Below are 13,944 nucleotides of genomic sequence, written 5' to 3' on the forward strand. Positions count from 1 at the left end.
TGTGGCGTTAGAATCGCCCCGCGTTCGCGCCCCTTCCACCGTTTTCCGTCGTCGAGCCCGCCATGCCCCGTTCGCTGCCTTCGTCCCGCGCGCTGTTGTCGCCCCTGTTGTTGGCCTGCGTGCTGGCCTCCGGTTGTGGCAGGCAGCAGGAACTGGCCGGCAAGGCGCCCGTCGCCCAACCCAGCGCCGCCGCGGCAGCAGCGACGGACCCGGCGGCGGCACCGCTGCTGGGCGCGTTGCAGAAGCAGTTGGATGGCCATCGCCGCATCGTCGTGCTGCTGGCCGATGAGGCACAGCAGACGCCGGCCGACCGCACCACCTCCAGCCGCATTGGCCAACAGTTGTTCCATGACGGGCTGGAGCAGCGCGAGGCCATCGCCGCGCAGTTCGATGCGTTGCTGCGCGAGAGCAGCCCACAACGCTTCGCCACGCTGGGCACGGTGCTGGACTACATCGAATCGGCACCGGAGCTGTACGACGCCGACCGCCTAGCGTTCCGCGAAGTGCTGCGTGACCTGCACGAGCGGGTCGGCAAGGACTCCTCGTTGCCGGCGGTGAAGCTGCACCAGCGCATCGGCGAGGACCTGGAGGCGCTGGACGAGATCGAGCGCAACTACAACCAGGAAATCACCCGGATTTTCAGCCGTTTCGATCGCACCCGTGCCATCACGCTCAAGCGCGAGAAGTGGGACGACTACATCGCCCACCTGCATACCCAATACAGCCGCGAGGCGATCCTGCGCGACTACGGGGTGATCGAGCCCTACCCGATGTCGATGAAGGACAGCGAGCGCGAGATCTTCGGCCGCGACCTGCCGGCCAAGACCGTGGTGCTGACCTTCGATGACGGCCCGCACAAGGCCTATACCGATGAAGTGGTGGCCATTCTCAAGCGCTACGACGTGCCGGGCGTGTTCTTCGAGGTGGGCCGCAACCTGGGCGCGATCCAGCCCGATGGCAAGGTCAAGCTCGGGCCGATGGCCGGCATCAGCCGCAACCTGATGGAGCAGGGCTACGCGGTGGGCAACCACAGCCTGACCCATGCACAGCTCTCGCGGACCAGCGGCGACGCGCTGCGCGAGCAGGTGCTGGGCACCGACATCCTGCTCAAGGACGTGGACAGCCGCCGCGCGCCGTTGTTCCGCTTCCCGTATGGCGCGCGCAACGCCGAAGGCCTGCAGCTGCTCGGAGAGGCCGGCCTGAAGTCGATCATGTGGAACATCGATTCGATGGACTGGGCCGACCCGGTGCCCGAGTCGATCGTGCAGCGCGTGGTCGAGCAGGTGCAGAAGGAACAGAAGGGCATCATCCTGTTCCATGACATCCACGACCGCGCGGTGAAGGCGTTGCCGCAGATCCTGGACCGGCTGATCGCCGACGGCTACCAGTTCGCCGGCTGGAACGGCCGTGACTTCAGCGTCAGCCGCCCGCGCAAGGGCGCGGCCAGCGACGCCACAGTGACCACCGGCTACGAGAAGTCGTGGGCCATCGTGATCGGCATCGACGACTACGCCAGGTGGCCCAAGCTCGAGTACGCCAGCTATGACGCGCAGGCCATCGCCGATACCCTGACCGGGCAGTTCGGCTTCCCGTCCTCGCAGGTGATCGTGCTGAAGAACGAACAGGCCACGCGCAACAACATCCTGGCCGCCTTCCACGACCGCCTGGCCGATGACCGCACCGGCCGGAACGATCGCGTGTTCGTGTTCTTCGCCGGCCATGGTGCCACCCGCCAGCTCGCCTCCGGGCGCGACCTAGGCTACATCATCCCGGTGGATTCGGACCCCAACGAGTTCGCCACCGACGCGATCGCGATGACCGACATCCAGAACATCGCCGAGAGCATGCGCGCCAAGCACGTCATGTTCGTCATGGATGCCTGCTACAGCGGCCTGGGCCTGACCCGCGGCGGGCCGTCCTCGTCGGCGTTCCTGCGCGAGAACGCGCGCCGCAGCGCCCGCCAGATGCTGACCGCCGGTGGCGCCGACCAGCAGGTGGCCGACAGCGGCCCGAACGGGCATTCGGTGTTCACCTGGGTGCTGCTGCAGGCGCTGGCCGGCAAGGGCGACCTCAATGGCGATGGCCTGATCACCGGCACCGAGCTGGCCGCGTACGTGGCACCGGCGGTGTCGGCGGTGTCGCGGCAGACCCCGGCATTCGGCAGCCTGCCCGGATCGCAGGGCGGCGAGTTCGTGTTCCAGGTGCCGGACAGCCAGGAATACCTGACCGCCGATACCCGCCAGCTCTCGGCCGATGCCATCGCGCTCAACAACCGCGTCGACGCCGCCCAGGATGCCAAGGGCGAGGCCGAGGCACCGGTGACCGTGACCGACCTGCAGGGCGGTAGGAGCACGCTGGTGGTGCCGGCGGCCGGGGCGGTGTCCGACCGCCAGCGTGCCCAGCAGGCCAATGACCGCGGCCTCCAGCTGTACCGCGAGAAGCGCTATGACGAGGCCGTGGCGCAGTTCACCGAAGCGCTGAAACTGCGTCCGGACTTCGCCCTGGCGGCCAACAACCTGGGCTTCGTCTACTACCGCCAGCAGCGCTATGCCGAGGCTGCGCGCTGGCTGGAGAACACCGTGAAGATCGATCCCTCGCGTGCGGTGGCCTACCTCAACCTGGGCGATGCGTACTTCAATGCCGGCGACAAGGCCAAGGCCAGGCAGGCCTACAGCACCTACCTGGAGCTGCAGCCGCAAGGCAGCGGCGCGGCCCAGGCGCGCGCGCAACTGCAGAAGCTGTAGCGGATGAGCGCGTTGTCCACCGGCCAGACCATCGTTGCCATTGCCAGCGGCGCCGCTGCCGGCGGCGTCGGCATGCTGCGCGTCTCCGGGCCGCGGTCATTGCAGATCGCCGTGGACCTGGGTTGCCCGATGCTGCAGCCGCGGCACGCGCACTACGCCAGGTTCCGCGATGCTGGCGGCGAGGTGATCGATGACGGCATCGCGTTGTACTTTCCCGGCCCGCGCAGCTTCACCGGCGAGGACGTGGTGGAACTGCAGGGCCACGGCAGTCCGGTCGTATTGCGACAACTGCTCGCGCGCTGCATCGAACTGGGCGCGCGCCAGGCGCGTGCCGGTGAGTTCAGCGAGCGGGCCTTCCTCAACGGCAAGCTCGACCTGGCCCAGGCTGAGGCCATCGCCGACCTGATCGCCGCCGGTGACGTACGCGCCGCACGCGCGGCGCGGCGTTCGCTCGATGGCGTGTTCTCGCGGCGCGTGGAAGAGGTGGGGGAACAGCTGGTGCGTCTGCGCATCCATGTCGAAGCGGCCATCGACTTTGCCGATGAGCCACTGGATACGCTGGGCGGCGCGCAGGTACGCGCCGGCATCGAACAGGCGCGTGCGCTGCTGGAGCAACTGCGCATCGACGCCGAGCGTGGCCGCAAGCTGCGTGATGGCCTGCACGCGGTGCTGATCGGCCCGCCCAATGCAGGCAAGAGTTCGCTGCTCAATGCCCTGGCCGGCAGCGAGCGCGCCATCGTCACCGACATCGCCGGCACCACCCGCGACACCTTGCGCGAGACCATCCGCATCGACGGCCTGGAACTGGAACTGGTCGATACCGCCGGCCTGCGCGAAGGTGGCGATGCCATCGAACGCGAAGGCATGCGCCGCGCCCGTGCCGAAATGCAGCGCGCCGACCTGGCCATCGTGGTGCTGGATGCGCGTGATCCGGACGCGGGCAAGCAGGCCATTGGCGATGCCGCCGCCCAGGCCGCGCGGCAGCTGTGGGTATTCAACAAATGCGACCTGCTGCCACAGTGGCCGCAGGACCTGGGGGCCGACAGCATCGCGTTGTCGGCGGCCAGCGGGGCAGGGCTGGAGCAGCTGCACGCGCGCCTGCGCGCCATCGCCAGCGACGGTGCCGGAGAAGGCATGCAGGGGGAGTTCTCCGCGCGCCTGCGCCATGTCGAGGCCATCGCCAGTGCCGCCGGGCACCTGGAAATCGCCGACGCGCAGCTGCACCACGACCAGCTCGAACTGGCTGCCGAGGAGCTGCGGCTGGCCCACGATGCACTGGGCGAGATCACCGGCCGGATGACGGCCGACGACCTGCTGGGGCGTATCTTTTCGAGTTTCTGCATCGGCAAGTAGTATCGACCCCAGATTTTGCGTCACGTGGAAGGGCAGGCATGAGCGACGGAAAACGTACCCTGATCCGCAATAGCACCGTCGAGTTCCTGATCTTTACCGGTCAGGCCGGCGAACAGAGCATCGAAGCGCGCTACGACGATGAAACGTTGTGGTTGTCGCAGAAGTTGATGGCTGAGCTGTTTGACGTGGATGTACGCACGGTCAGTGAGCACCTGAAGAACATCTTCAGCAGCGGGGAATTGGCGCCTGAACCAACCATCCGGAAATTCCGGATAGTTCAGCAGGAAGGTCTTCGCAATGTGGCGCGGGCGGTGGACTTCTACAATCTCGACGCCATCATCTCGGTCGGCTACCGGGTCAACTCCCTCCGTGCGACCCAGTTCCGCCAATGGGCGACAGCGGTCCTTCGGGAGTTCGCCATCAAGGGCTACGTCCTCGATCGCCAACGCATGGAAAACGGCAGCTTCCTGGGCGAGGACTACTTTGAGCGGCTTCTGGCCGAAATCCGCGAGATTCGTCTCAGCGAGCGTCGTTTCTACCAGAAGATCACCGATATCTACGCCACCAGCGTCGATTACAACAAGGATGCGCCGACCACCCAGTCGTTCTTCGCAAAGGTGCAGAACAAGCTGCACTACGCAATCCACGGGCACACTGCCGCCGAACTCATCCATCGCCGTGCGGATGGCAACAAACCCAACATGGGGCTGCAGACCTGGGCGACCGCGCCGGCGGGCAAGATCCTGCGGACCGACGTGACGGTGGCAAAGAACTACCTTGACAGGGAAGAACTTGCTTCGTTGGGCCGCATCGTCAACGCCTATCTGGAGCTGGCCGAAGATCGCGCGCGGCGCAGGATCCCGATGACGATGGAAGATTGGTCCAAGCGGCTCGATGCGTTCCTGGTGTTTGACGACAGGGATGTGCTGCAGGACAGCGGCCGCGTCTCGGCAAAGCTGGCCCAGAGCCATGCATTGAGCGAGTTCGAGAAGTATCGGGTCACGCAGGACAGGGTATTCGAGAGTGACTTTGACCGGGCCATCGAAGCATTGAGTGGGAAGAGCCCGGGCAGCGACGGGGCGACGTGACACATTCAGCCTGCGCGCAGTAGGCTATGCGCCGTTACGGGATCCCCCCGCCTGCGGAGCCAGTCCAATGCGCCATTGATGCCACCGTCGCAATGACGGTCCCTTCCAGTCCCTGCTGCCGTTGGCGGCCGGGTGCTTCGGGCATCGATGGAACCACGCATGACAACTTCCGTATCCGTGACGCTGGATGGCGTCGCTTGGCACACGCCCGATGGGCGCTGCCTTTTTTCTGATCTCACCGCACGCTTCGATGGCCGGTTGACTGGCCTGGTCGGCCGCAATGGCGTGGGCAAGTCCGTGCTGGCGCAGATGATGGCCGGGCTGCGCGTACCCAGCGCCGGACACTGCCGGCGCATGGGCCGCGTCCACTACCTGCCGCAGCAGGTGGCGGTGATTCCAGGGCAGCGGGTAGCCGAGCTTGCCGCTGTGGATAACGTGTTGGCGGCGCTGCTGCGGATCGAGGCGGGCAGCACCGACCCGGCCGACTTCGACGCGGTGGGCGAACAGTGGATGCTGCGCGAAACGCTGCAGCAGGCGTTGCTCGACGCGGGACTGGAGGGTATCTCTGCGGACATGCCTGTGGATAAGCTCAGCGGCGGGCAACGGATGCGGGTGGCATTGGTGGGCGCGCTGCTGCAACCGGTGGAGCTGCTGATCCTGGACGAGCCCAGCAATCACCTGGACCTGGCTGGCCGGCAGTGGCTGGCCGCGCAACTGCGGGCACGGGGGCAGGGCGTGCTGCTGGTCAGCCACGACCGCCTGTTGCTGGCCGAGGTGGAGCGCATCGTCGAATTGTCGCCGCAGGGCCTGCGCAGCCATGGTGGCGACTACGCCAGTTATGCACAGGCGCGCGCTGCCACAAGGGCGGCGGCCGAAACCCTGTTGCAGCAGCGTCGCCATGAACGTCGCAAGGGCGAGCAGGAGTTGCGCGTCCAACGCGAACGGCTGGAGCAGCGCAGCGCGCGTGGCAGCCGCGATGCGGCCAGGGCCAACCAGGCGCCGATCCTGCTGGGCCTGCAGCGCCAGCGTGCCGAAGCCAACGCTGGCAAGGCACGACAGCAGCTCCAGCAACGGCATGCGGGGCTGGACGACGCGGTGCGGCAAGCGCATGCGCAGCTGGATGCGCCGCCACCGGTGTTGCTGATGCCGGCGCTGCTCTCCGGTGGCCCGGAATGGGTGGTGCGGTTGGAAGGCGTGCGTCTGCCGTGGAGCGACCCGGCGCAGCCCGCGCTGGACCTGTCGCTGCGCCGGGGCCAGCGCCTGGCCGTGAGTGGAGCCAACGGCACCGGCAAATCCACCTTGCTCAAGCTGCTGACCGGTCAGTGCGAAGCGGTGGCGGGGAACGTACAGGTTGCGGTGCCCGCAGCGCTGCTGGACCAGCAACTGGCGGTCCTGCCGTCGCAATGCAGTGCGCTGCAGGGGCTGCGCGAAAGCAACCCGCTGCAGGAGGAAGCCGTCTCTCGCAGCCGTCTCTCGCTGCTGGGCCTGGACGCCGCGCAGGCGGTGCTGCCCTCGGCCCGGCTCAGTGGCGGGCAGCGGCTCAAGGCGGCGCTGGCCTGCGTGCTCTACGCGGACCCGCCGGCGCAGCTGCTGTTGCTGGACGAGCCGGGCAACCACCTGGACCTGGAATCACTGGAAGCCCTGGAAGGCCTGCTGCGGCAGTACCGCGGCACGCTGGTCGTGGTCTCCCACGATCCGGCCTTCCTGCAGGCCATTGGCATCGATGCCACGTTGCAGCTGGACAGGGATGGCTGGCGATTGCAGCCGGCCTGAGGCTGTTCTTTCTTTCGCCGGTCACATCGCAGCGGCATCATTGCGCCTTCGTTTTTTTATGAAGGTGCGGTGCGATGTCCAGGTGGGGATGGTTGATGATGGCAGGCATGGCATGCTGCCCGGTAATGCACGCCAACGCCGCCCAGAGTTATCCACACGTTTCGGTCTACGCGCACCGTGGTGCCAGCGCATTGCTGCCCGAACACACCCTGGCCGCGTACGCCCAGGCCATCTCCGACGGCGCCGACTACATCGAGCCGGACCTGGTGATGACCAAGGACGGCGTGCTGGTGGCACGCCATGAGAACGAGATCGGCTCGACCACCGATGTCGCCGCGCATCCGGAATTCGCCGAGCGCCGTACCACCAAGGTGATCGACGGGAAGAAGATCGACGGTTGGTTCACCGAAGACTTCACCCTGGCCGAGCTGAAGACCCTGTACGCCCGCGAGCGCCTGCCACAGGTGCGCGGTACTGCGTTCGACGGGCAGTTCCGCATTGCCTCGCTGGACGAGATCATCAGCTTCCTGGTGCAGCAGGCCGGCCGCGCCAACCGCGGCATCGGGCTGGTGCCGGAGATCAAGCACGGCAGCTACTTCCGCGGCATTGGCCTGCCGATGGAAGACAAGCTGCTGGCCGCGCTGCAGGGCAATGCCTATACCAAGGTGGCGCCGGTGATGGTGCAGTCCTTCGAGACCGCCAACCTGCGCGCGCTGCGCGCCAAGCTGGGCCGCGATTCCAACATCCGCCTGCTGCAGCTGCTGGATGCTGCCGGCGACATGCCGGCCGACGTGGCGCTGGCCGGCGGCACGCTGACCTATGCGCAGATGGCGACGCCGGCCGGGCTGAAGGAGATCGCCGGCTACGCCGACGCCATCGGCCCGGAACGGCGCATGGTGATCCCGTGGAACGCGCAGGGGGGCCTGGCTGCGCCCACCGCACTGGTCGGGGATGCGCATGCCGCCGGTCTGCAGGTGGTGGTCTACACCTTCCGCCCGGAGAACCCGTTCCTGCCGCCGGCAATGCGCCAGGGTGTGGAGAACGCGCGCAACCCGGAGGCATCGGTGGCCGAGATGCGCGAGTACCTCAAGGCCGGCATCGATGCCTTGTTCACCGACGATCCCGCACTGGGCCGCCGCGCGGTGGACGGCACTCCGTAAGGAGCGGCCTGCACCGCGACGCCGCAGCTGCTTCGGCCCGGGCCGCCGCGGGTTGGCGGCACCGGATCGATCACTTGACGCCCTGTCATCGCTTGCCAGTCACGGCGGTGCCCAAAGGGGGGGGCGGTTGTCCTGTGTGAAAATGCCGGCAGTGGGCATTGGCAGGATCATGGAGGGACGCTTTGCTGATCGGTTACCGGTTCGAGGAAGGCGCCGTGCTGCGCATCCATTCGCGCAACGCGGTGGCGACGGTACTGCTGGTCGCTTTCAGCCTGGTCTTCACCGTCGGCCCCGTGCTGCTGCTCTTTTCGCGCGACCTCCATGGCACCGGGATGGACCCGGTGCTGGCAGGGCTGGCATCGGCTTTGATGATCGCCATGGCGCTGGCTTCGCTCTGGTGTTTCCGTCTGCGCGAGACGCTGGTGTTGGATAGGCCCGGCAACCAGGGCATCCGCATCTCCCACAACCTGTTTGGAAGGGCGCGGCGCGTCGATGCGGCGTTCGTGCTGGCGGGTCAGCCTCGCCTGCAGCTCCGGCGCCATGGCGATAGCGCCCGTGCCCCCGTGCGGCTATGGCTGATGCACGCCGATGGAAGCGAGCACCAGCTCAGTTTCGAAACGATCGCCGTGCGGCCGGGCAGCGGCGTCACCGGCGAATGGCTGCAACGGATCGCCACGCATCTGCAGGTGGAGGCTCCGGCCGGGATCGTGGTCGTGCCGCTGAACTCGCCGGCAGCCGCGCCCCGGCACCGGCCCCCACGGCAGGCCAGCGTCGTGGAGGGCGCCCCTGGAACGCGACCGCGCGCCCCTCGACAGGACGATGCCCTGCCGGCAGGCGTCCGCGTCGTCATGGCGCTGATCGGGGCATTCCTCGCCGTTCTGGCGCTCAGCCAGGCCTGGGTGCTGTTGCACGCACTGGGCAGTGGAACGCTCCGCGTGAGCCACTGGCGGGGCAGTGGTTCGGTGGTTTATCACTGGGGAGCCGAACCCTACGGCTTCCTGCTGCAGCTCTTCATCGCGGTGCTGGAAGTACTCGTGCCTGCCGCCTTGGCATGGGGCGGGTTGCGCCTGGCCATCGCGGGGCGCTACTCGCGGCAGGGGTAGGCCTGACGGCCCGGGCCGCGCTTACGCGGGGTCGTTCGGGTCGCGCCGGCGCAGCGGCACCACCACTTCGTAGTCGCGGCCCTCGCGAGGCTGCCACAACACCGGTACCTGCCGCGGGGACGGTGGCTCGAGCTCATCGGCGTCGGCCAGCACCTCGTCTTCCTCCTCGTCTTCCCAGCTGTAGCGCTTGCGGGGGGCCATCGGGTCGGCGTGGCGGAACATCAGCGCGGCGATGACGCCGGCGGCGGCACCGCCCATGTGCGATTGCCAGGACACGCCCGGCTCATGCGGCAGGATGGTGATCAGCATGCTGCCGTAGAACAGGAAGGCGATCATGCCGGCGGCGATGGCCGGCCGGTCGCGGCGCAGCAGGCCCAGCACGAACACCAGGAACATCAGGCCGTGGGTCACGCCGCTGGCACCGAGGTGATGGCTGCCGGGCTCGCCCAGCAACCAGGCACCCAACCCGGAACCCGCCCACAGCAGCGGCAGCGCGCGCACGGTGGCCTTGGGGTAGACGCTGCCGGCCAGCGTGCCGAGGATCAGCAGGGCCACCGCATTGGCACCGAGGTGCTCGATCGAGCCATGCAGTAGCGGGGCGCCCAGCAGGCCCCACAGGCCCTTGGCTTCCAGGGGCGCCACCGACCAGGCGCGCCAGTCCCAGCCGCTGCTCTGCACGGCGAACACGGCCACCAGCAGCAGCACGAAGCCCAGGCTCAGGTTGAAGGCGCGCAGCACCCGGTTGCGGTCGCTGCGGTCATTGGCCGGCGAGGCGCCGGTGGCGGGGACGTTTGGCGTATCCATGTCATTGGGATTGCGGCGGGTCCCCGGTTTGCAAGGGGGACGGGCATGGGAACCGCTGTGCCGCCAACGGGACAATCCCGCTGGCGGCGGTGGATCAGCCGTGCTTCTGCTTCGGCGGGATCTTCAGGCTCAGGACCATGGTGGTGACCAGGATCGCGGCGACCACGCCCAGCGACACCGGCACCGGGATCTTGTACAGGTCGATCAGCAGCATCTTGGCGCCGATGAACGCCAGGATCACGGCCAGGCCGTACGGCAGCAGGTGGAAGCGGTCGGCCATGCCGGCCAGCAGGAAGAACATCGCGCGCAGGCCCAGCACCGCGAACACGTTCGAGGTCAGCACGATGAACGGGTCGGTGGTGATGGCGAAGATGGCCGGGATCGAGTCCACCGCGAAGATCACGTCGGTGACCGCGATCAGGATCAGCACCACGAACATCGGGGTGAACCAGCGCACGCCGTCCTTCTCGGCGACCAGCCGGTTGCCGTTGTACTCGTGGCTGATGCGCAGGTGCTTGCGCATGAACTTCAGCGCCGGGTTGTCATCCAGGCTGGGCTCCTGGCCGGCGGCGAACCACATCTTCCAGCCAGTGAACAGCAGGAACGCACCGAACACGTAGAGCAGCCAGTGGAACTGGTTCACCAGCACGGTGCCGGCGAAGATCATCACCGTGCGCAGCGCGATGGCGCCGAGGATGCCGATGATCAGCACGCGCTGGCGCTGGGTCTCGGGCACCGCGAAGTAGCCCATGATCAGCAGGAACACGAAGATGTTGTCGACCGCCAGCGCCTTCTCGATCAGGTAGCCGGTCAGGAACTGCAGGCCGATCTCGTTGGCCACCGCGGTACCGGCGGTCTCGTTCAGGTAGTACCAGAGGCCGGCATTGAAGGCCAGGGCCAACGCCACCCAGCCGATGGACCACAGCAGGGCCTCCTTGAAGGTGACCTTGTGCGGGCCGCCGTGGCGCATCAGCACCAGGTCGATCAACAGGGCGGCGATGACGACGGCGATGAAGCCGCCCCAAAGCCAGGGATTACCGATTGTCTGGATCATGGGAAATTCCGGTCGTTAAAAGGGTTCTCGGAACCACACAGGCCAAGAGCTGGACACGGAATCGGGGAGACCGGGGACAGAGCTTCGCCAATGCGGCGAAGGTCTTGCTCACAGTACCGGAGGCCGGAACTGCCGTTGCACCGGAGCCTTGCGGCTCGAACTGACGGCGACAACGTCTGGGAGCTACTCCCCTTCTGGGGCTGAATACTGCCGGCTGCGCCCCGCACAGTCAATGAGAGCACCGCGGGAGCGGCCCCGGCGCGGCTACAATAGCGGCATGAATACCCCACTCCCCGTCGTACGCCTGAAGAACGCGTGGCGCTCCAGCCACCCGTGGATTTTCCAGAAACTGGTCGAGAAGCCGACCGTCAAGCCGAAGTCCGGCACCATCGTCGACGTGGTCGGCGTGGACGGTGAGTGGATTGGCCGGGGCTTCTACAACGGTCATTCGCGGATTGCCGTGCGCATTCTGGAAACCCATCCGGAGGTGGCGGTGGACCAGGCCTGGTTCAGCCGCAAGATCGCCGAGGCGGTGTCGCTGCGCCGTGACGTGCTCAAGCTGGACCAGGTCTCCAACGCCTGGCGCGTGGTGCACAGCGAGGGTGACGGCCTGTCCGGGCTGGTGGTGGACCGCTACGACGACCTGATTGTGGTCGAGTTCTTCGCCGCCGGCATGTTCCGCCACCGCGAGTGGATCTACGAGGCCCTGCGCGAACAGTTCCCGGGTTGCCGTTTCCACAGCTTCGCCGACGAGCACGTGCAGAAGCAGGAAAGCTTCGACTTCCACGGCAACACCACCACCGAACCAGCGGTCATCACCGAGTACGGCATCAAGTTCCGTGCCGACCCGGCCGGCGCGCACAAGACCGGTTTCTTCGCCGACCAGCGCGAGAACCGCGAGTGGCTGAGCCAGCAGGTGGAAGGCAAGAGCGTGCTGGACCTGTGCTGCAACACCGGTGGCTTCGCCGTGTACGCTGCCGCGCGCGGCGCCAGCGACGTGCTGGGCGTGGACATCGACCAGGACGTGATCCAGATCGCCAAGGGCAATGCACGCCTGAACAACGCCAAGCCGCGGTTCGTGCAGGCCGACATCTTCCCGTGGCTGCGTGATGCGGCCAACCGCGGCGAGCAGTACGACGTGGTGATCCTGGACCCGGCCAAGATGACCCGCGACCGCGACCAGGTCATCAATGCGCTGAAGAAGTACCTGGACATGAACAAGCTGGCGCTGGGCGTGGTCAAGCCCGGTGGCCTGTTCGCCACGTTCTCCTGCACCGGCCTGGTGGCCGAGGACCAGTTCCTGGACATGCTGCGCCGCGCCGCGTTCTATTCCGGCCGCACCATCCAGATCCTGAAGGTGGCCGGTGCCGGCCCGGACCATCCGTTCATGGCGCACGTGCAGGAATCGCGCTACCTCAAGGCGGTGTTCTGCCGCGTGGTGGATTAACCCACGCTCGGCGGGAGGGCCTTACCCCTCCCCAGCCCTCCCCTTGGCTGCGCCAAAGGGAGGGGGCGGATCGCGCGCGGCGGGTGTCCGGCGCGCCCATGCCGTCCGTCACTGGCCGTGACCGGTAGGCGGGGCTAAGGTCGGGCCTTTCCACCCCTGGTGAGGCCTCATGACGCTGCGTCCCCTGTCCCTGTTGGTATCCCTGTCGCTGTGCTTCCCGCTGGCGGCCTCGGCCGTGGAGTTCAGCCAGGCCGAACTGGCCAAGGCCAGTGAACTGCAGCGCCGCCTGCTGACCCTGGACTCGCACCTGGATACCCCGGCCAACTTCGCCCGGGCGGACTTCAACATCATGCAGCGCCACGACCACAACGCGCTGTCGCAGGTGGACTACCCGCGCATGGTCGAAGGCGCGCTCGATGGCGGCTTCTTCGCCATCTACACCGACCAGGGCGACCGCACCCCGGCCGCGCACACCGCCGAACGCGACCATGGCCTGCAGCGCATGCTGCAGATCCACGAGATGCTGGCCGCCAACCCGGACAAGTTCCAGCTGGCGCTGAGCGCCGATGACGCGGCGCGGATCAAGGCCGCCGGCAAGCGCGTGGTCTACATCAGCATGGAGAACGGCAGCCCGCTGGTGGCCGACCCCTCGCTGCTCAGCTTCTACTACAAGGCCGGCCTGCGGTTGATGTCGACCGTGCATTTCGCCAACAACGAGTTCGCCGATTCGGCCACCGACCCCAAGGGCGCGGAGTGGAAGGGGCTGAGCCCGGCCGGCGAGGCGCTGGTCAACGAGGCGGTGAAGCTGGGCATCGTGATCGACCAGTCGCACGCGTCCGATGCGGTGTTCGACAACCTCATCGAGATGATGCCGGTGCCGTTCATCCTGTCGCACAGCTCGGCCAAGGCGGTGTTTGACCACCCGCGCAACCTCGACGACGCGCGCCTGCGCCAGCTCGCCGCAAAGGGGGGCGTGATCCAGGCCAATGCCTATGGCGGCTACCTGATCGACGAGACCAAGACCGCCGAGCGCAAGCAGGCCGAGGAAGAACTCGGCAAGCGCCTGGGGGGCTGGGACGACATGAGCATGGCCAAGGGCGTGGAACTGGCCCGGGCGATGGCCGAGCTGGACCAGAAGTACCCACGCCGCAAGGCGACGCTGGATGACTTCTTCCAGCACCTGGGCCACATGCTGGACGTGGTCGGGCCGGACCACGTGGGCATCGGCATGGACTGGGATGGCGGTGGTGGCGTGATCGGCATGGAAGACGCCGCCGACCTGCCCAAGATCACCGCATGGTTGCAGCGCCGTGGCCTGAGCGAGGCGCAGATCGCCAACATCTGGAGCGGCAACGTGCTGCGGGTGATGCGCCAGGCGCAGGACTACGCGGCCAGGCAGGCTCGGTAACGCAGGTAGG

General features: G+C 67.2%; 10 protein-coding genes. 8 read left to right on the forward strand and 2 right to left on the reverse strand.

Going from position 1 to position 13,944, the window contains the following annotated elements:
• The first annotated feature begins 62 nt into the window (after window positions 1–62).
• From ACIPR8_RS10795 to ACIPR8_RS10820, 6 genes are all read left to right on the forward strand, one after another.
• Window positions 63–2,744 (forward strand): polysaccharide deacetylase family protein, encoded by a 2,682-nt coding sequence (locus tag ACIPR8_RS10795; protein ID WP_446541016.1) that lies wholly within the window; start codon window positions 63–65, stop codon window positions 2,742–2,744.
• A gap of 3 nt (window positions 2,745–2,747) precedes the next feature.
• Window positions 2,748–4,097 (forward strand): tRNA uridine-5-carboxymethylaminomethyl(34) synthesis GTPase MnmE, encoded by a 1,350-nt coding sequence (mnmE, locus tag ACIPR8_RS10800; RefSeq protein WP_446541017.1) that lies wholly within the window; start codon window positions 2,748–2,750, stop codon window positions 4,095–4,097.
• A 38-nt stretch (window positions 4,098–4,135) separates the two neighbouring features.
• A complete protein-coding gene (locus ACIPR8_RS10805; RefSeq protein ID WP_446541018.1) occupies window positions 4,136–5,185 on the forward strand; it encodes a virulence RhuM family protein in 1,050 nt (349 codons plus the stop codon).
• A 159-nt stretch (window positions 5,186–5,344) separates the two neighbouring features.
• On the forward strand, window positions 5,345–6,958 hold the full coding sequence (locus tag ACIPR8_RS10810) for an ABC-F family ATP-binding cassette domain-containing protein (RefSeq protein WP_446541019.1): 1,614 nt from the start codon (window positions 5,345–5,347) through the stop codon (window positions 6,956–6,958).
• Between the two features lie 125 nt (window positions 6,959–7,083).
• Window positions 7,084–8,118 (forward strand): glycerophosphodiester phosphodiesterase, encoded by a 1,035-nt coding sequence (locus ACIPR8_RS10815; protein ID WP_446541020.1) that lies wholly within the window; start codon window positions 7,084–7,086, stop codon window positions 8,116–8,118.
• A 182-nt stretch (window positions 8,119–8,300) separates the two neighbouring features.
• Window positions 8,301–9,221, forward strand: coding sequence for a hypothetical protein (locus tag ACIPR8_RS10820; RefSeq protein ID WP_446541021.1), 921 nt, complete (start codon window positions 8,301–8,303; stop codon window positions 9,219–9,221).
• Window positions 9,222–9,242: 21 nt separating this feature from the next.
• On the opposite strand, the gene ACIPR8_RS10825 is transcribed toward ACIPR8_RS10820, so the two are convergent.
• Complete coding sequence (locus ACIPR8_RS10825) at window positions 9,243–10,025, reverse strand: rhomboid family intramembrane serine protease (protein WP_446541022.1); 783 nt, start codon at window positions 10,023–10,025, stop codon at window positions 9,243–9,245.
• 94 nt (window positions 10,026–10,119) lie between these two features.
• Complete coding sequence (locus ACIPR8_RS10830) at window positions 10,120–11,076, reverse strand: TerC family protein (RefSeq protein ID WP_132866114.1); 957 nt, start codon at window positions 11,074–11,076, stop codon at window positions 10,120–10,122.
• Window positions 11,077–11,356: 280 nt separating this feature from the next.
• On the opposite strand from ACIPR8_RS10830, the gene ACIPR8_RS10835 reads away from it, so the two are divergent.
• A complete protein-coding gene (locus tag ACIPR8_RS10835) occupies window positions 11,357–12,526 on the forward strand; it encodes a class I SAM-dependent rRNA methyltransferase (RefSeq protein WP_132864071.1) in 1,170 nt (389 codons plus the stop codon).
• A gap of 169 nt (window positions 12,527–12,695) precedes the next feature.
• Window positions 12,696–13,934, forward strand: a complete 1,239-nt coding sequence (locus ACIPR8_RS10840) for a dipeptidase (RefSeq protein ID WP_446541023.1) — start codon at window positions 12,696–12,698, stop codon at window positions 13,932–13,934.
• The last annotated feature ends 10 nt before the right edge of the window (window positions 13,935–13,944 follow it).

It is taken from the genome of Stenotrophomonas sp. LARHCG68, from assembly GCF_052871705.1.

Bases quoted from the DNA above. Each gene is read 5' to 3' on its own strand.
- ACIPR8_RS10795 (WP_446541016.1), top strand. From the start codon at position 63: ATGCCCCGTTCGCTGCCTTCGTCCCGCGCGCTGTTGTCGCCCCTGTTG.
- mnmE (WP_446541017.1), top strand. From the start codon at position 2,748: ATGAGCGCGTTGTCCACCGGCCAGACCATCGTTGCCATTGCCAGCGGC.
- ACIPR8_RS10805 (WP_446541018.1), top strand. From the start codon at position 4,136: ATGAGCGACGGAAAACGTACCCTGATCCGCAATAGCACCGTCGAGTTC.
- ACIPR8_RS10810 (WP_446541019.1), top strand. From the start codon at position 5,345: ATGACAACTTCCGTATCCGTGACGCTGGATGGCGTCGCTTGGCACACG.
- ACIPR8_RS10815 (WP_446541020.1), top strand. From the start codon at position 7,084: ATGCACGCCAACGCCGCCCAGAGTTATCCACACGTTTCGGTCTACGCG.
- ACIPR8_RS10825 (WP_446541022.1), bottom strand. From the start codon at position 10,025: ATGGATACGCCAAACGTCCCCGCCACCGGCGCCTCGCCGGCCAATGAC.
- ACIPR8_RS10835 (WP_132864071.1), top strand. From the start codon at position 11,357: ATGAATACCCCACTCCCCGTCGTACGCCTGAAGAACGCGTGGCGCTCC.
- ACIPR8_RS10840 (WP_446541023.1), top strand. From the start codon at position 12,696: ATGACGCTGCGTCCCCTGTCCCTGTTGGTATCCCTGTCGCTGTGCTTC.